Annotated in this window: 18 protein-coding genes; 7 read left to right on the forward strand and 11 right to left on the reverse strand. The window is 39.7% G+C overall.

The features are described from left to right. The first annotated feature begins 598 nt into the window (after positions 1-598). The 3 genes from FHG67_RS18300 to FHG67_RS18310 all read left to right on the forward strand — a co-directional run bounded on the left by FHG67_RS18300 (position 599) and on the right by FHG67_RS18310 (position 3,380). On the forward strand, positions 599-2,065 hold the full coding sequence (locus FHG67_RS18300) for an NADP-dependent isocitrate dehydrogenase (protein ID WP_004497132.1): 1,467 nt from the start codon (positions 599-601) through the stop codon (positions 2,063-2,065). 260 nt (positions 2,066-2,325) lie between these two features. Continuing rightward, positions 2,326-2,769, forward strand: a complete 444-nt coding sequence (locus FHG67_RS18305; RefSeq protein ID WP_004501684.1) for a hypothetical protein — start codon at positions 2,326-2,328, stop codon at positions 2,767-2,769. A 161-nt stretch (positions 2,770-2,930) separates the two neighbouring features. Continuing rightward, positions 2,931-3,380, forward strand: a complete 450-nt coding sequence (locus FHG67_RS18310; RefSeq protein ID WP_004500025.1) for a hypothetical protein — start codon at positions 2,931-2,933, stop codon at positions 3,378-3,380. A 112-nt stretch (positions 3,381-3,492) separates the two neighbouring features. On the opposite strand, the gene FHG67_RS18315 is transcribed toward FHG67_RS18310, so the two are convergent. The 3 genes from FHG67_RS18315 to FHG67_RS18325 all read right to left on the reverse strand — a co-directional run bounded on the left by FHG67_RS18315 (position 3,493) and on the right by FHG67_RS18325 (position 5,960). Continuing rightward, complete coding sequence (locus FHG67_RS18315) at positions 3,493-3,882, reverse strand: response regulator (protein ID WP_002632774.1); 390 nt, start codon at positions 3,880-3,882, stop codon at positions 3,493-3,495. A gap of 1 nt (position 3,883) precedes the next feature. Continuing rightward, positions 3,884-5,422, reverse strand: a complete 1,539-nt coding sequence (locus FHG67_RS18320) for a PAS domain-containing sensor histidine kinase (RefSeq protein WP_026054426.1) — start codon at positions 5,420-5,422, stop codon at positions 3,884-3,886. A gap of 304 nt (positions 5,423-5,726) precedes the next feature. Beyond that, positions 5,727-5,960: a ferredoxin gene (locus FHG67_RS18325; protein WP_016759438.1), complete on the reverse strand. Its 234-nt coding sequence runs from the start codon at positions 5,958-5,960 to the stop codon at positions 5,727-5,729. 86 nt (positions 5,961-6,046) lie between these two features. Between FHG67_RS18325 and FHG67_RS18330 the strand changes: the two genes are divergently transcribed. Both FHG67_RS18330 and FHG67_RS18335 read left to right on the forward strand, forming a co-directional pair. Beyond that, the gene (locus FHG67_RS18330; protein ID WP_004504034.1) at positions 6,047-6,616 is read left to right on the forward strand and encodes a hypothetical protein; all 570 of its coding nucleotides are present in this window, start codon (positions 6,047-6,049) and stop codon (positions 6,614-6,616) included. Then, complete coding sequence (locus tag FHG67_RS18335) at positions 6,613-8,163, forward strand: FAD-dependent oxidoreductase (protein ID WP_061235545.1); 1,551 nt, start codon at positions 6,613-6,615, stop codon at positions 8,161-8,163. The genes FHG67_RS18330 and FHG67_RS18335 overlap by 4 nt, the downstream gene beginning before the upstream one ends. Before the next feature lie 27 nt (positions 8,164-8,190). On the opposite strand, the gene FHG67_RS18340 is transcribed toward FHG67_RS18335, so the two are convergent. Further along, a protein-coding gene (locus tag FHG67_RS18340) for an IS5 family transposase (protein WP_085986074.1) occupies positions 8,191-8,960 on the reverse strand; the annotation gives its coding sequence in 2 pieces (ribosomal slippage) (positions 8,191-8,624 and positions 8,624-8,960; 771 coding nt in all). 655 nt (positions 8,961-9,615) lie between these two features. Here FHG67_RS18340 and FHG67_RS18345 point away from each other — a divergent pair. Together FHG67_RS18345 and FHG67_RS18350 are read left to right on the forward strand one after the other, a co-directional pair. After that, the gene (locus FHG67_RS18345; RefSeq protein WP_004497091.1) at positions 9,616-9,855 is read left to right on the forward strand and encodes a DUF2905 domain-containing protein; all 240 of its coding nucleotides are present in this window, start codon (positions 9,616-9,618) and stop codon (positions 9,853-9,855) included. Beyond that, positions 9,852-11,039 (forward strand): pyridoxal phosphate-dependent aminotransferase, encoded by a 1,188-nt coding sequence (locus FHG67_RS18350; RefSeq protein WP_004498946.1) that lies wholly within the window; start codon positions 9,852-9,854, stop codon positions 11,037-11,039. Before FHG67_RS18345 ends, FHG67_RS18350 begins: the two co-directional genes overlap by 4 nt. A 433-nt stretch (positions 11,040-11,472) precedes the next feature. On the opposite strand, the gene FHG67_RS18355 is transcribed toward FHG67_RS18350, so the two are convergent. From FHG67_RS18355 to FHG67_RS18385, 7 genes are read right to left on the reverse strand one after another with little or no spacing between them, the layout of a single operon-like run. Beyond that, positions 11,473-12,489, reverse strand: coding sequence for a M14 family zinc carboxypeptidase (locus FHG67_RS18355; RefSeq protein ID WP_004498944.1), 1,017 nt, complete (start codon positions 12,487-12,489; stop codon positions 11,473-11,475). An 8-nt stretch (positions 12,490-12,497) separates the two neighbouring features. Continuing rightward, positions 12,498-12,950 carry an LA_2478/LA_2722/LA_4182 family protein gene (locus tag FHG67_RS18360; protein ID WP_036075111.1) on the reverse strand — a complete coding sequence of 151 codons (453 nt, stop codon included), beginning with the start codon at positions 12,948-12,950 and terminating at the stop codon, positions 12,498-12,500. Between the two features lie 11 nt (positions 12,951-12,961). Further along, a complete protein-coding gene (locus tag FHG67_RS18365; RefSeq protein WP_002614396.1) occupies positions 12,962-13,690 on the reverse strand; it encodes an OmpA/MotB family protein in 729 nt (242 codons plus the stop codon). After that, a complete protein-coding gene (locus FHG67_RS18370) occupies positions 13,687-14,337 on the reverse strand; it encodes an FFLEELY motif protein (protein ID WP_004498925.1) in 651 nt (216 codons plus the stop codon). The genes FHG67_RS18365 and FHG67_RS18370 overlap by 4 nt, the downstream gene beginning before the upstream one ends. Continuing rightward, positions 14,334-15,737: an LIC13341 family surface-exposed protein gene (locus FHG67_RS18375; RefSeq protein ID WP_061230921.1), complete on the reverse strand. Its 1,404-nt coding sequence runs from the start codon at positions 15,735-15,737 to the stop codon at positions 14,334-14,336. Before FHG67_RS18375 ends, FHG67_RS18370 begins: the two co-directional genes overlap by 4 nt. A 57-nt stretch (positions 15,738-15,794) precedes the next feature. Next, positions 15,795-16,631: a DUF455 family protein gene (locus FHG67_RS18380; protein ID WP_078125612.1), complete on the reverse strand. Its 837-nt coding sequence runs from the start codon at positions 16,629-16,631 to the stop codon at positions 15,795-15,797. Between the two features lie 3 nt (positions 16,632-16,634). Next, positions 16,635-17,222: an ATP-binding protein gene (locus tag FHG67_RS18385; protein ID WP_142499874.1), complete on the reverse strand. Its 588-nt coding sequence runs from the start codon at positions 17,220-17,222 to the stop codon at positions 16,635-16,637. Between the last annotated feature and the right edge of the window lie 16 nt (positions 17,223-17,238).

Raw genomic sequence — 17,238 nt, forward strand, 5'->3', positions numbered from 1 at the left:
TACGAATCCCTAGAATATAGAATGCCGTTAATTTGAGTACAAATCCCGTTTTAGGCGCAGAATTTTGGACATTTTATTATGTAGGATCAGTAGGGAGCCGTTTCCCTGAGTTTAGGGAGAAACATTGAGTTCATTCCGAAGAAATTGGTGTGTTATGTGCGACTGTAGGCAGCAACACTTTAGTTAAAAAACTCAATGAAACGCTTTGTAAGAAAGCGTTAACTCAGTGTCTCACTCCTGAATGCCGATTCACAAAAGAGGCATTCGCTGAGTTTCCTAGGTCATTCGACAGGTCGCGAGCCATTTGATCTATGAAATTCGCGAGCTGTTGCGACCCGCAGAGCGACCTATCTCGCGACCCTTCGAGAGCGAGATTTGAGTTTAGGAAAGCTCTGCGCCTGAGTTCAAGGAGTCGTTACACTTTAGTTTCTTATTCGCCCAATTTTTCTTACGCCGAATTCACGTTCTATTATGTAGAGATGAGTAGTATTCATGATCGCCTACCGCACATGACTTCCACGATAGCTGATATAGGTGAGCTCGATAAGAATTGACCTTTATACCGTCCTCGTTCTAATAGAAGTATTAGGAGATGAGAATGTCCGAAAAAACTAAAATCGCAATCGCACATGGAGACGGAATCGGTCCTGAAATTATGGATGCAACTCTCAAAATTCTCAATGCGGCCGGAGCAAAAATCGATCCGATCGAAATAGAAATTGGAGAAAGAGTTTATAAGGATGGATATCCTTCCGGAATCAAGCCCGAGGCTTGGGACGTTCTCAGAAAAACTAAAGTGTTCTTGAAGGCCCCCATTACCACTCCTCAAGGCGGCGGCTACAAAAGTTTGAACGTAACCGTAAGAACCACTTTGGGACTTTTTGCCAACGTCAGGCCCTGTTTTTCTCTGTATCCGTATGTGGAAACCAAACACCCTTCCCTCGACATTGTCATCATCCGTGAAAACGAGGAAGACCTTTATACCGGAATTGAACATAGACAAACCAACGATACGGTTCAATGTCTCAAACTGATTTCCCGTCCAGGTTCGGAAAAAATCATTCGTTACGCTTTCGAATACGCCAAAGCCTACGGAAGAAAAAAAGTAACAGCAATGGTAAAAGATAATATCATGAAACAGACTGACGGTTTGTTTCATGATATCTTCAAGGAAATTGCACAAGAATATCCCGAACTCGAAGCAAATTCACAGATCATTGACATCGGTGCCGCAAATCTTGCGGATAGACCGCAGAACTTTGATGTTGTCGTAACTTTGAATTTGTACGGAGACATCATTTCCGATATCGTCGCGCAAATTGCGGGGTCGGTTGGAATGGCCGGTTCTTCCAATATCGGTGAAATCGTTTCTATGTTCGAAGCGATTCACGGCTCTGCTCCCGATATTGCGGGGAAAAACTTAGCAAATCCATCCGGCTTACTCAATGCCGCAGTGATGATGCTTGTTCATATAGGGCAACCCGATATCGCGGCAAAAGTCAACAACGCTTGGCTCCTCGCGATCGAAGAGGGAATTCATACCGGAGATATCTTTAAAGCCGGTGTAAGTAGAATCAAAGTCGGAACCAAGGAATTTGCCGATGCGGTAATCGGAAATCTGGGGCATCTTCCCGAAAAATTCAAACCGGTTTCTTTCGGCAAGGCAAAGAAAATTATAATTCCCGAATATAAGAAAATCATCCAAAAGAAAGAACTGGTCGGAGTCGACATTTTTTTGGATTGGACCGGAAACGATCCGAACGAACTCGGAAATAAACTCAAATCCCTTTCAAACGATCTGATGTTAAAAATCATCACCAATCGAGGAGTAAAAGTTTATCCGGACGGACAACCGGAAACGTTTTTGATAGACCATTGGAGATGTAGATTCGTGAGCAAGAACGCCCTGATTCAACAGGAAGATCCTTCGTATCATCCGATTTCTCACAAGCAAATTGCTGAACTTCTCTTAAAATTGGATTCAGCTGGTTTTGATACAATCAAAACGGAAAACTTATATTATTTTAACGGAAAAAGGGCATTTTCTTTGGGGCAAGGAGAGTGAATAGTCGTCCCTGAAAAAGTATAGAGAATTCAATTTAAAACGAGAAAAGATGAACTTGAACGTCTCTTTTCCTTTGGAAAGCAGTTTATTTACGCTGTACGTATTTTCGTTATTTTTTCAGGGACGGCTAAAAAAGACTGGAAAATAAAATCGAATTCCCCCTCTTGAAAAAGGGTCATTTCGAAAATTACAATCGACTTCGAATTAAATTTCCATACTTCATCCCTTTCTATCCTGAATGAATATTAAAAAAAAAGAAAATGGGCTTAGCGATTGCGCTATCCTGCTCGATTATCGGACTCGTCGTCGGTCTTGTAATTACATTCACCGCAGTAGGGGATTACAAAACATTCCCGATTTATTCAACCTTGGCCGCATTCTCAACATCTTATGTAGTTTGGAATCTTTTCGTTGAGAGAAAAGAAAATTACAACGTTATAAGAGGAATCATTTTAGGCGTTCTTATAGTAGCACTATCGCATCATTTGACTTTTTACTTTGTAATCATATCTGAAAATATAGAATACTGGATTTTAGATTTTAAAAGCCTGAACGAACAAGAACCTCCCATGAATCCCTTTATAGGATTTTTTGCCGTTTCGCTTGGCACATTGATCAGTTTATTCGTTTGTGGTTGGATTACCTTGCCACTCGGCGCTTTCTTAGGATGGTTTTTTACAAAATACAGGAAACTCTTTTTGTGAGTTCAACTGTCAAAACTCCAATTGCATATCCAATCGTAAAAACCAATTGAACTCCTACGAATTATTTTTCCAATAAAATGAAACTAATCTTAATAAATTCAATAAGTATAATACTCTTATTTTCAACGAATAAACTCTATTCTCAAAAGATATCGGCTGAAATGGAAAGTGATCGACTTATTATAAAATACGAAAACAAAATATTCAAAACAAAAACTCTTGGAAATTCAATTACGAGGTACCATGCTTTCGGTAAAAAATATATTTTTGAGCTTCACATTAATCCATCCCTTGGGGAATTGATCGTATTCGATACAGTCAAAAAAACGACCGAAGATGCGTACCTATACACAAACTATCACATTACGAAAGACAATCTCATAATTATTCTGTTGTCCTCTCCCCATTACACACAAGATCGCATAGACGGCAATCGTTGGTCTTTATATGTGAACCATAAATTATTGAAAAAGAATTTAGTCGTAAAGGATCGTATATCCTTTGATGAAGAAAAAAACCTAATTAAAATCTACGACGGAGAGAAATTTTTATTGAAGTTGGTAAAGAGCGAAAATCATATCGACGTACATACTCTTACGCCGGAATCATAAATTTTGAGAATCACTGTTTTAAGGACTTTCCGTTCGTTCGAAGAAAAAATTCGATGAAATATTTGACGAATTTCACAACGGAATCCGTATCTTGAAATTCAATCCGACTAACTTATGTTAGCTCGCTATAAAGTTTCTGAATATGATCTTGAGTCAGAGGTTTGGAGAGATAGCCCTTAACTTCGGGAAAAGAATTCGCCTTTACGATATCCCTTTCGTCTACGGAAGAGCTTACCATAAAGATGGTAATTTTTTTTGCCAAGACCCCTTGGATTTTTTTGAATTCGTCCAGAAATTGCCAGCCGTCCATAAAAGGCATATTGATATCCAATAAAATCGCATCAGGAAGTTGTTCCCGATCGGAACTCAATGTTTGAAGTTCCTGAAGAGCCAATTCACCGTCTTGAAAATCACGTAGTTTCGCGATCCTACCGTCTTTTTCCAAAAAACGTCTTGCGATCATAATATAGATCGAATCATCATCGATCAACCAGAAGTTCATATTACCGCTGTTCGAAATCATTGTATTTATCGAAATTGATGAGGAAAGATGTACCTTTACCCGGAGAACTTTCAACCGTTATTTCACCCCCCAGGGATTCTATTTGATTTTTCGTCATAAATAACCCGATACCTTGGCCTTCTTTTTCCCGGTGGAACGTTTTATTCATTTTAAACATTTGATGACCGTATTTTTGGAGATCGATTCCTAAACCATTATCGCGAACTATCAAAAAGATTTTTCTGTCTTTTATATATGAGACGAGAGAAATCTCCGACTTTCTGTTAGGATCGGAATATTTTAAAGCATTGCTCAATAAATTCAATAATATACTTTCCAGATATACCTTCGAATAAAGAATTTCCGGGGCCGCGGTAAAGTCCGTTTGAATTTCCGCGCTCATCTTTTTGATCTCAGTGGATAGAAGATTCTGAATCTTATTAAAGGCGTCCTTAAAAAGAATAGGTTGTTTATCCACGTTCCGATTTCTGCGAATTCTGATCACTTCCACAATATCGCTCAATGTGTTCATCAAATCTTTTACGCTCATTTCCAAAGATTGGAGAAGCTCATCTTTATCCGTACCGTATTTCTCGCTCAACATGGTCGTAAGTGTAAAAATATTTCCAATTGGCGCACGTAGATTGTGAGAAACGATCTGATTGAACTCTTCCAATTGAGAATTTCTTTCCGTTAAGTGATTGCTCAACGCCTGTAGGGTTTCGTTCTTTTCGATTAAAGCAGAAAGCATGTTTTTGCGATCGGTAATATCCTGGATCTGAGAGATGAAAAATAAAGGTTTCTTTTGGGAATCTCTCACAAGAGACACTATCAATAAAATCCATATCGTACTTCCGTTTTTATGAAAGTATCTTTTCTCCATTCTATAACTATCTCTTTTACCTTCCAGCGTCTCCTGTAAAAGATTCAAATCGGCGGTAAGATCATCCGGATGAGTTATATCTTGAAAGGTAAGTTTTAAAATCTCGTCCCTGGAGTAGCCGATTATATCCAAAAGACTTGAATTTACTTCCAGCCATTTTCCTTCCAAAGAAACGAGAGCCATACCGACGCCCGAATAATAAAACGCATTGAAAAATTTTTCTTCCGAAAGACGAATCTCATCGAGAACCTGTTTTTTTTCCGTCTCGTCAAGAATTGCGTTGAGCCCTAAATATTCTCTGGAAGTGCTAAAAAGAGCGATTATAGTTTCCTGATCATCTCGAATCGATTGAGTAATTGTTTGCAACCAAACGTATTTTCCGTCTTTTCTGAGAAACTGATATTCGACGTGTTCGATTTCCTTTCCTTTTAAAATCGGCTGGTGGGAATTTTCAAAAATTCTGCTCTTATCGAGAGGGCTAAAATAATCGTAGGGGTTTTTACCGATTAATTCTTCTGGTTGATAACCTAAAATAGAAGTTACCGAAGGACTGACATAAAGAAAGATTCCATCCGGATCATGAAAGCTAATCAACTCAGGACTTCTTTCGATTAGAAATTTATAAAAATCAGCCGATTGAAAATCGAATTCTCTCAAAGTACGCACCTTTGGTTTTCCTTAAAATAGGTCCTATTTTGGAAAAGACAATCCATTACGAAATTGAAACGTAGATTTTTACGTTTTTGTTCGCGTCCGAACCGCAAGCCTTTAATACAAATCGGCCTACTATTGACCTTTTATTCGTAGAAACCCGTAGATGAATAGACAGTTTTTTTAAGGATTTTAATCGAAGAATTTGTTAGATAAAGATAAGAAGAAAGAAATTGTGAAGATTAGAAACTTTCCAAAAGTTTAAGGATAAACACCGGGGCTGAAAATAAAATCCGACAAATTTTTAAACTTATTCTCCGTCATCTCCCAGAGCTTCAACAGGACAAATTTCCATCGCTTTTCTTGCCGCAATTTCCTCTTCAGGAGAAGCCGGCTGTCTGTGAAAATAAACTTTCGATTCGTCTTCGGTGTATTTAAGAAGCATAGGAGCTTCTTCCAAACAGTCGTTACAAGGAACACAACTATTATCGATATAGTATTTTCCAGGCGCGTTCTGTTTAACTTTGTCGTTTTTATCAGCCATGCTTGACAAAGTTTATCGAACGATTGTTGCGTCAACTACTTTTCAGAATTGACACCCGCTTCAATTCAGGGATATTCACCGAAGTTATGAACTTATGGACGGAAAAAATATCCAGACGAAAATTATTCGGTTTCGGCCTTGGAGGCTTACTAAGCATTGGTGTTGGAACTTTCTTTTTTCGTCGTTCTAAAAATCAATCCTTACCCAAAACCTTATTTTTTTCCATATCCGAAGTTGAATTTTTATCAGCTTACTCTCAAACCCTTTTGCCTCAAGAATCGGGTTTTCCCGACATTGAAAAGGCGGAAGTAATTCGCAGATTGGACGAAGAATTTTTTTTTGTAAGTCCGGACGTCTCCGATGATTTCAGATCTCTCATTCTTATTTTAGAATATCTTCCTCTGGTTAAAGGTTATTGGGGTCGTTTTTCCAGATTAAACGAAGAAGATCGAAAGAATTTTCTACTTTCCCAAGAAACAACCGAATCCGATACAATCCGAGCCGCATTAACAAATCTTAAATTACCCATTTACTTGGTTTACTATGGACACGAATCTTCCTTCAAAGCAATTTCGTATGACGGACCTTTCGGAAACCCTCCCGAAAAATTAAGCGAATCCAGAATCTATTATAAAAAAATTTTGGGGGAGTCATGAGCGGTCGCGTTTACGAATGGAAAAATCTGGGAAATTCCAGAACCGTAAAGGCGGATGTGGTTATCGTAGGAACCGGGTGCGGCGGTTCTACACTCGCTTACGAGCTTTCCAAAAACGGTAAAAAAGTAATTCTTATAGAAGAAGGTGGTTACTATCATACGGGAACTTTCGACAACCACGAACTCAACATGGCCGGAAAAATTTCCGCGGAAAGAAATATGAACACCGACGCTACCGGAACCATCAACCTTGTTTATGGAAAAAACGTAGGCGGAGCTTCGGTTCATTATTGGGCTGATAGTTACAGAACTCCGGAAGACAGACTTGATCTTTGGAAAAAAGAATACGGAATTTACGGTCATTCATTCGAAGATTTAAGTTCTCATTGGAAAGAGTTGGACGAAGTCTTAAACGTTCATCCTGCTAAAGAAGAATATTATAATAAAATGAATCACCTTGTGAGAAAAGCCTGTAAATCTCTCGACTGGGAAGGCAACCCGGTTCCGCAAGCGAGAAAGAATTGTCAGAAATCCGGTCACTGCATGCAAGGTTGTATGTATGGAGCCAAACAAAGCCAGTTGGTGACTCACATTCCTAAGACGATGGCTCTAGGAACCGACATATACGCGGACTGTAAGGCGGTTCGTTTGGAACTCAAAGGTGACAAGGTGGAATTTTTAGAAGCGGTTATGATGGATCGACCTTCCGGAAAAGAATCCGGAATTACGCTAAGATTCGAAGCATCCGTTTTTGCGATTGCGGCCGGTGGTTTCGGAAGTTCCACATTCTTGCTGAGAAACGGATGGAAGAAAAAACTTCCCGCTCTCGGGGAACATCTTGCGATCAATCCCTCCCCTTTCGTTCACGCGCTTTATGAAGAACCGATCGTTCAATGGAGAAATATTCCTTCCGCATTCGGCGTGGAAGAATTTCGTTTAGCCAGTTTTAAAGAAGGCGGAGATTATATCGAAGGCGGATTTTTAATCATGGCCAATCAACTCCAACCCGGAAGTCTCTCTGCGTTGATCCCCGGCTTCGGAGTTGAACATAGGGAAATCATGAAGCAACTTACTCATATAGGAGGTACGATCGGATGGATCGACGACGTTCCTTCGGAACTTGGAAATATTTCGGTAAATTCCTCCGGTAAACGTACGGTGACGTATCGCTTCGGAAAATTAACAAAGGAAGTCTTGAAAGACTGCATCCGCAAACAAGTTCAATTGAATTTTAGAGCCGGAGCCAAGTGGATTTTTTTACCCGACTTCAAAAGAACAAAAATTTTTTCCGAGAAAGAAATGGATAAGATTGATCGACTTGAACTCCGCCCCGCTTCGATGATGATGGCCGCTCCGCACCCGGCAGGAGGATGCAGAATGGGACAGGATCCTTCCAGGTCCGTTGTAGATTGGAAGCACAAAGTTCACGGTTTGAAAAACTTATACGTTTCCGATTCCAGCGTATTTCCGACTGGAGTTTCGGTGGATCCAAGCTATACGATCATGGCGTTTAGTAAGCAAGCGGCCAAATTCATTCTCGAAGATTAATTTTTTGTCCCGGAACTAGAACCCATCTCAAAAATGCCTAAGAAGGATCATAGCACATCCGAGAGCAATAAACCCATCGAAATTAAAATCGTAATATTCATAACGGACTACGAGTCTTCTAAAGTTTTGAAGCCAGGCAAAAAGACGCTCGATTTTCCATCGTCGTTTGTAACGCCTCAATCCTCGACCATCTTGTGTCGGTTGTTTTCTTTTCTTTCTATGCGGTGCAATGATTTTCGTTTCATACTGTTGCAAAATGTGTTCGTCTAAACCGTCGCTATCGTATGCTTTGTCACCGATCATTCGTTTTGGATTTTCTTCTATAAAAAGATTTTCTAATGTTTGCTCCACTAACGTGACTTCATGGGGCGAAGCATTTTCCGTGCAAAAGGCGATAGGAAGACCTTGGCTGTCTCCGATTGCCATGATCTTTGTACCCTTCCCACGTTTGGTTTTCCCCACTTTTGGACCCCTTTTTTTGCAGGAACAAATGTGCCGTCTATAAAGGATTCTTCTATATCTATTCCTCCGCGTTCTTTCAAATCGGAGGCTAAACTACGAATCATATTCCGCATCGTTCCATTTCGGTTCCATTCTTGAAAGCGACGATGGCATGTTTGATATGGAGGATAACGATCCGGCAATTCCTTCCACTGAGCTCCTGTGCGCAATATCCAAAGAATTCCATTTAAGATTGAACGAGCATCCATACGAGGACGACCTTTTCCATCTTCACGAACGTTAGGCTCAATTATCAGAGGCTCCAATATTTTCCATTGATCGTTGCTTAAATCCATTCTTTCAGTGATTTTTATTTTACGATTGTGTACAGCTTTAAAAATAAATTGTACTTATCATTTGTTGGTTTTTGAGATGGGTTCTAATGAAATTAAAACCGGGAAGGTTATCTTTGTTATCCCAATTTACAGAGGGCATTCGCTAAGTTTAGCAACCGTTAGAGCGGTGATTAACCAACCACACAAATTAAGAAGGCTTTTGGTATAATAAGGATCAAAAACTGATATTTTTCAAGTGTTCCGACAAGAATGAGGCTTTTTACTTGCAAAAAGTATGATTTTCTGATAGAGAAAAATTTCCCGAGTCTTTCCGCCTCCCACCCCACCACCCAAAATCAGGGAGGGGCGTAAGTTTCACAGAGGATTTGTCGGAATTCCGACAGATTTATCTTCGGATCCAAGTATTTGTGGGTAAGGTTATGTTAGAGCGGTGATTAACCTCGTAATTTAAAAATTGAATCACTTCGCTTTAAAGCATATTGTTTTGATACACAAAAATTGTGCGAGCTCCCGCATTTCAAAAATATCATTCTAGTCGTATTTGCGCGGTTTTACGGTAAACAACGAACCATATCAATAAATTTGCATATATATACCGAATGAATAAAATTGCTTCTTGACTTTGGAAATCTAAAAATTAAAATCAAAATCGCCGATGGAAAATTTTGCCAAACCGTTTTTGATTTTAGGTTTTTTGTTTTTGTGTGTCGGTCTCTTGATTCTTTACGGAAACAAAATTTCTTTTCTAAGTTATTTAGGAAAACTGCCAGGTGATATCCGCATTGAAAAGGAAAACTTTCGGTTTTATTTTCCTTTGACTACCTCGATATTAGCGAGCATTCTAATCTCTCTGATTCTTTTTTTGATTCAAAAATTCAAAAGCGGTTCTCCGTGAAAAAATCTTTTCCTTTTAGTTCCCGATTTTCGTTTCAAGAAGGGGAAAACGAATTCGTCGCAATCTTATCCGAGTATAAGAAAAACCAAATTCTTTATTCCGATCTGACGGTTTCCAACCCCACTCAAGTTGGTCTTCAATATCCGGCGGAAGCGATTCGACATAGTTTTGGAAGCACTGACCTGATCACTTATCACCCCGATCCTCGAGGAAACTTAGAGGCTCGAAAAAAAATTCAAGAATATTACTACTCGAAAGGAGTGAAGGTCGATCCAGACGATTTGTTTTTAACTTCCTCTTCTTCGGAAGCATATTCGTATTTGTTTAAGTTATTTTGCGACCCGGGCGATTGGATTTTGATCCCCGCACCCGGTTATCCTTTGTTCGAATTTCTTTCCGTGATGGAAGGGTTGCAAACCGTCCCTTATTTCACAAAAAAAGATAATGGCTGGAAATTAAAGGAATCGGACCTGAACCCGAAAGATTTATCAAAATGCAAACTGATTTTAGTCGTTAGTCCCAACAATCCCACGGGTTCCGTGTTAAACGAATCCGATTTTTATTCCCTAAAAGGTACTTTAAAAAATAATAATATACCGCTAATCATAGACGAAGTTTTTTCGGACTATGTTTACGGAGAAGATCTCCATAAGACTTTAACGGATTCGGACACGCCGGTGATCACCGTAAACGGATTGTCTAAAATTCTGGGGCTTCCGGGAATGAAGTTATCTTGGATTTTACTCAGCGGACCGGAGTTTTGGAAACAAAAGGCGAAAGAATATTTAGAACTCATATCCGATACTTATCTTTCGGTGAACACTCCCGTTCAAAGCGTGCTTTCCGATCTATTACAATGGAAGAATTTAATTCAATCTCAAATTATCAAACGGATTCAAAGAAATCTTTCTTTTTTAAAACGAACTTTGGAAAATGTGAATAATTCTAAGACGGTTCGATGCGACTTCCCGAATGCAGGTTGGTATTGCGTTTTAGAAAGCGAAAAATTTTTCCCGGAAGAGGAATTCTCACTTCGTTTATTAAAGGAAAAAAAAGTATATGTTCACCCCGGAGAAATGTTCGGTTTTCCAAACGAAAAGAACCCGGGAAGAATCGTCCTGAGTCTTTTGACAGAAACGGAACCGTTCGAGACAGGCTTAAAAGAAATTCTACAATTCTCCTGAAAGCTTTGATTTCGTTTTAATTTTTTATTTGATTACAAGCCATCGCATGTGGAAACTCCCCCCGCGAATTACTGATCTCTACATAAAGGAGTACCGTTCATTTGAGCACAAATCCGTGTTTAGACGCAGAATTTTGGAAACTCTATTATATAGAGATAAGTAGGAATTAGCGGTTGCTGTAAAACGTAAAAACTTCTGAGCACTTGAACTATATTAACGTGAGTTCGGCGTAAAAAAATGAGAAAGAATTTTCTAAAAGTAGAAATCCCTACAATTCCAGTTGTTCGTAAAATCGTGATTTGTGCTAGTTCCCACATTTTAAGAATAGATTTACAAAGTTCAGATTCCAACTCTTTGCAGAAAAATGAACCATGAATTTTTTACGCCAAAGTCACGTTATTTTATAGGGATCAATAATGAGATCCCAAAGGATTTAATCGGCTTTTTTACGATACACGAAGTCCCGTTCCCAGTCTTTCGGTTTCGTCAAACCGAGACGAACAAAATCTCTCAAAAAACCTCTATATCTTCCGACGGTTTCGATTTTGTTAAACGAAGCGGGATTGAAAATTCCCCGTTTGCGAAACAATTTGAAAGGATCCTCCTTGATATCGGACCAGGTTCCCACTTCCAAGGTTAGAGGAAGCAACTTAGAATTCCAGTTCCGCGAATTCTTGTGATAGTCTCTGTATTGATCGTAAAGCTTGTCCCAAAGATCACCGTGCGTCGTATAGGTTTCACTTTGAGGTCCGTATTGAAAATGAATATGACCGCAATGATGTTTTAAATGTTTTTCGATTTTTTGATACGAGGACGTATCCGGACAAGGGGCTTTTGTAAAAGCGTAAGGCCACCAAACGTTGTCAACCGTTCCGAACCCCGAATGCAGATCCAAAACGGGAATGATCGCGTCCTTAACCGTAAAAAAAGATTCGTAAACGAGACGAAACAACGCTTTGGATTCGGGTTCCAATCCGTTTCCGCGAAAGTAAGGTAAGCGTTTGGAAATTTTTTGCCCGCCGAAAAAAAGGAAAGGTTTTATCGCCGCAATTCCAGAATTCCTCATAAGATCAACGCCTGCGGGATTGGATCTTTGTTTAAGCACGACCCCACCCGGGTTGACGATCGGTAATACAACAATTCCTAATTTACCTTTTTCTAATTCAGGAATATATCCAGTAGAATTCGGATGCAGAACATATTCTAAAAAGTCGAGAAGAATTAAAATACCTATCGTCTCAAGCCCATGAACTCCGGCCATAATTCCGACGGGATGTTCTTTGATGCCCTTTTCCGTTCCGATTTTTAACGCATGAATCGGAAATCGAAATCCTTCCGAAGTTTTTCTGGAAAATCCGATTTGACTGAGAGATGCAAGTTTGCCCCCTAGTTTTAAAATTTTCAGAATTTTCTTATCATACCGATTGAGCCTTTTAAGACCGCGTAACATATTCGATTCTAATTCCGTTTGAATTGGATAGCCCGGAGTCGAACACAATCCTCGGAGAGTTTTAAAACTCCTTTTCGAATTTTTTCACAATTTCCGCCGATCACTGCTTGGAAGCAACCTCTGACTGTTTTTTTGATTGTTTCCGGATTTTCGTTTGCCAATAAGTACGCGTTCGAACTCCGAAATTTTTCGGCGCAATTTGCGGGTTTTAACTTTTCTTGAATCAACTCTTGTGAAGAATATTTCAAATCTGGCGGTTCTGTAGAAGAACTAGAATCTTTGACTCCCTTTGTACAACTTGCAAGTTTTTGACAATACGCGGAGACAAGTTCGGAAGATTCCTCTCTCCATTTGTCGTCCTGAATTCCAGGCGGTAAGTTGTTTTTTTTGCAGAAAGACGAACTCAAAAAGAAGAATATTCCAAAAGTATAAATTGTAAATAGCGATATATTCCGTTTCATAATTTCTCTATTCAGTGTTCCGATTTTTTACGGATAAAAATTTCTATTCTTTCCCCGGACGCTCTTCCTTCTGGAGTTGCTGTGGAAGATTGTACGGGTTTGTACGAACTGGAAGCTTCGATGGAAATTTTTTCCTTGGGAATTTTATAATTTTGAGACAACGAATCTGCGATCAATTCTGCGCGATACGCATTGTACTCCCAAACGTTTCTAAAACCTTTTTGGGCGGCTTCGTTTCCGTAAGGAATTTGAACTTTAAGAGTAATATCCACGTCCATCGCGGAAGATAATTCAGATATTTTCTGAAATGCGAAAACCATTTCTTCGTCCGGTTGGAATCGACCTTCCCCCAAAGAGGAACCGAAAAGTACAATTTTGATCTCTTCGGTTTCTTGAATTCCAATATTGAGTTTGGCTTTTTCTTTAAGTTTCCTTAAAGTGTAACTGATTCTTTCCCAAAAACGATAAAGCTGAGTTTTAGGTTGAAGCATAGGATCGTCTTCAATTTTAATCGCACTTCCTTGGAAGAAAGATTCCCCCAAACCGAAACCGCCCCGGATCACATCGGCGACTTGTTTGAGCTTTGCCTGATCGACTTGAGAGATCGAATACATAATGATAAATAAACCCAAAAGGAGTGTGATCATATCCGCATAAGTCAAAAGCCAACGCTCTCGGTTCTCATGAGATTCCCCTTTGCGGTGCGCTCTTTCCAGAAGTTGTCTACGAAGTCGACTCATGCTTCTTTGCGATTTTCTCCCAGTAAAGTATGAATGTATTCCGTTTCTTTCTTTTTCACTTCTTCATAAAAAGAATTGAATATGTTTGCGGAAACGGGAAGAGTCGCGTTATACGCCTCTTCTACGCTTTGAAATAAGGCGGACACTCCGAAAAGAGAAGCCATAAATCGAGCCGGTTTGATTAAATAAGCGCTAATCGGTCTATGGGCCAATTCATAAAAAACTTTTAAGTTCCGTAAAACGATTTCCAACTGTCTCATTCGTTCTTTATAGTGACCCATTTGGCCGTAGTGAAGATCATATTCTTCCCTGCTCAAACGTTTGCCGTCCCAACCCGAATCCACCAGATGTTTGGCAAAGATAGTATCCAGTTCCTCCGTAAGATTGTTGAGTTCGATCAGATACTCGATGTTCTCGCGAGAAGTTTCTTTCATCATACCTTTTACTTTTTGGTATGTATCCATTGCAAGATGAAGCCAGACTTCTCTTCCTTCTAAGTTATAGATTTTTTCGAAGAAATACTCGACCATTGGAATCGTTTCTTCCAAATGAAAATAGCTCGCGTAAAAAACGCGAAACCGTTCCACCTGCGCTCGAACAACTTCCGCTCTTGCCGCTTTTAGTTTTTTAACTGCGAGATCGCTCATTCTTGTTTAGAAACCAAATCCAATTTGTAGGAAACGAAACCTTGCTGATCGGTTTGTTTTTGAATCGATCCGAATTGATTCGGAAGATTGACGACTTCTTTTCCCATTCGCGTTGAAGAACGGAACAGAACGCTCGGAGTACCGTCCCTATCCGGAGTTAAAGAAAATCGAATTCCGTATTTATGATTTCTTCCCCAGCTTTCCTTCGTAACTTCAATAAGAGGAAATACAGAACTGATGTATTTACCCGCTGAGGAGAATACGTTTGAACCGGGAGAATAAATTCTTTGTCCTTCTTTTGTAGTATCTATGGTTACTTTTCCACCCTCGGGAAATGAAAGGGAAAGATACGTCACGCCTGCGTAAGAACCTCGATTTTTAAACCAAAGAGTCACTTCTCCCGGAATTCCCTTTTTCCATTCTTTCGGAGCTTCCAAAGAAAGAAGAGAAGGTACCGCCACTCGCGGTATATCCGGAACCATTTCCCAGCCGTTAAAGATAAAATTCTGAGCATAGCTGCGATTGGAAGGAAAAATCGTGATGTTCTTTTCGGTTTTATTATAATCGAAATCGGCTCGTTTGGACTTGATTAAAAATTCGTGATCTTTCAAAGACAAAAGACCGTCCAAAATTTTCTGACCTTTACGGATCGCGTAAGGTACCGAAAAAAGTCCGAGAGGAGGCTCTTCGCTTAATACTTCCAAAAAAAGAGAATTAAACCCGTCTCCGGGAAGTTCTTCCATTAGAATTCTCTTAACTACGAAACCTGATTCCTTTTTCCCGGAATCGGATTCCCCGGAAAGCCAGGAAGACTTAGAGGAGTCGTAGCGAAGTGGACCGATATTCAGTAGGGAAAAGGAAAATTTCCCGAGTAAAAACCATTCTCCTTCTTTCTTTTTGAAAATTCCCAAAACCTCTTCCGTTCCGTTGCGAACCAATGAGAAAGATTCTAACTCCTGATCCTCGTCCAAATTGCCCGCTTTTTTCAATAACACATTAGGATTCTTTCGGTCAGCGGATGAAAACAAAAGTTCGACGATCCGAGAATCGGAAGGCATTTTGGGAGAACAACCGAGAAATAAAAAAATGATAAGAACCTGTCCCAAAAAAAACTCAATGGTACTGCTCTCTAAGAATCGTAGCGCCAGGGACAAAACCCTTCGAGCGTTAATAAAAACGATACGTTGAGTTACCAGCTTGATCTTTCCGACAAAGTAAATTGGGGTTTTGAAACACGCTGTAAATAGAATCTGACCTAAAACGAACAAAACTCGGAATGTAGAATAAGCGGTTCCGAACTTCCGATGTAAGACCGTTTTGGAATGGGAAATTTGAGTTTTAACGCGGGTAGTAAACGAAACGGAAAAGATCCTTCTAAAACGAAATGAGAATGTGTTCATGATTCGATAACAAAATTGAGGAATAAAAAAAGCCTGTCTATGATTTTCCTGTATTCTTTAACTCAGATCCAAAACCTCTTTTAAAATTCGAGAATTTACTTTTCCGGTATACTCGTCTTCGTATCTTCCCAGCTTCGTTGCAAATTCTTCCGAAAATCCAGCCTGGATTCTCGTTTCCGGAAAGTAATGATATCCTTTGGCCCTTCTCGGAGTAAACGGAAACTCGATCAAAGAAAGATAATAGTCCCATTCGTCTTTAGAATCGGGAATCCGTTTTTTGACATAGTGATAACCACGACGGACGTGTTTGATCTCGTCTTCGTAAACCTTTTTCATAATATTGGCTTTTTCCAAATCTTTGAAACGTTCGAAAGCCATTGTGTAAATCTTTGAAAAATCAAGATTAGCTCCCTCAAAAGAGATTGCCATGATCGCGTAAAACTTTTCGAGGGTTTGCATTCTCGGAACCTGTTTCCAAAAAATGGAATTGAGAGGCCGATCTCCCAGTTCCATTCCGCCCTTTTTCATTTCGGAAAGATACATTCTTAGGTGAGTCTGCTCTTCCAAAAGAGTTCTATACAAACCGAATCGGACAGAAGACGCCGCATCTTGAAACTTAAGAATGGCCCAGGCAAAAAGTTCGATCGCCATCAATTCGTGATTCGCAAAATGATGCAGAGTGATAAAACGATTCTCTTCCTTGAATAACTGCTCCAGTCTTGGAATTTTACTCTTTTGTTCGGAGGTCCGAATTTTTTTTTCCCGAACCGGTAAGGAAGGTATATTCAAAAAATTGAAAGAACGAACGTCGATCGGTGGAAGGGAGGGTGAAAACAACTTATCTTCAAGACTGGAACCGAGAAGCACATTTCTCGCGAACTCATTTAAGGTCATGTTTTATACGAGATGTTTGGAAGAATCAAAACCAAGTTCGATGATGGATCCTTGGATGTTTCTCTCATCAGGGTCAGACGAGATTTGCCCCTCTCCACAATGATACGTGATTTTGAAAGTATCCATCAACGACTGAATGATCTGAAGTCCTCTTCCTACATTCCGATGTGGGATTCGAACTCCCTTCAGAGGAAGGGTTTCGCGTTTTTTTTCCTGGTGTTGTTTGACGCGGTTTAAATATTCATCGAGGTTGGTTACCCGAATGTCTACGGGAAAAGATTCCAGTTTTGGGGATTTGAGTCCGGAACCGTAATCCATGATCCACATTGTAAACTTATGATCCTTGATCTTCCAACGGCAGATGATCATTTCTTTAGAACCCGATATGACATTAGCCGAAATCGAATTTGTAAGCGCTTCGTCCGCTGCCAATTCGATATCAATGACGGCTTTGTTTGAAAAAGAATTTTCTAAAAGGGAACTTTTCAAAGCCGACCGGAGTTCTCTGACACTAGTTAAATCATTGGGAAGAAACATAACGTAAGAACCTTCATTATGTTTCACTAGCAATAATTTCTTGGAATCCTTCATCTCTGTTCCCGTTGCG

Origin of the sequence: Leptospira weilii, from assembly GCF_006874765.1 — a bacterium.
Classification (GTDB): Bacteria; Spirochaetota; Leptospiria; order Leptospirales; family Leptospiraceae; genus Leptospira; species Leptospira weilii.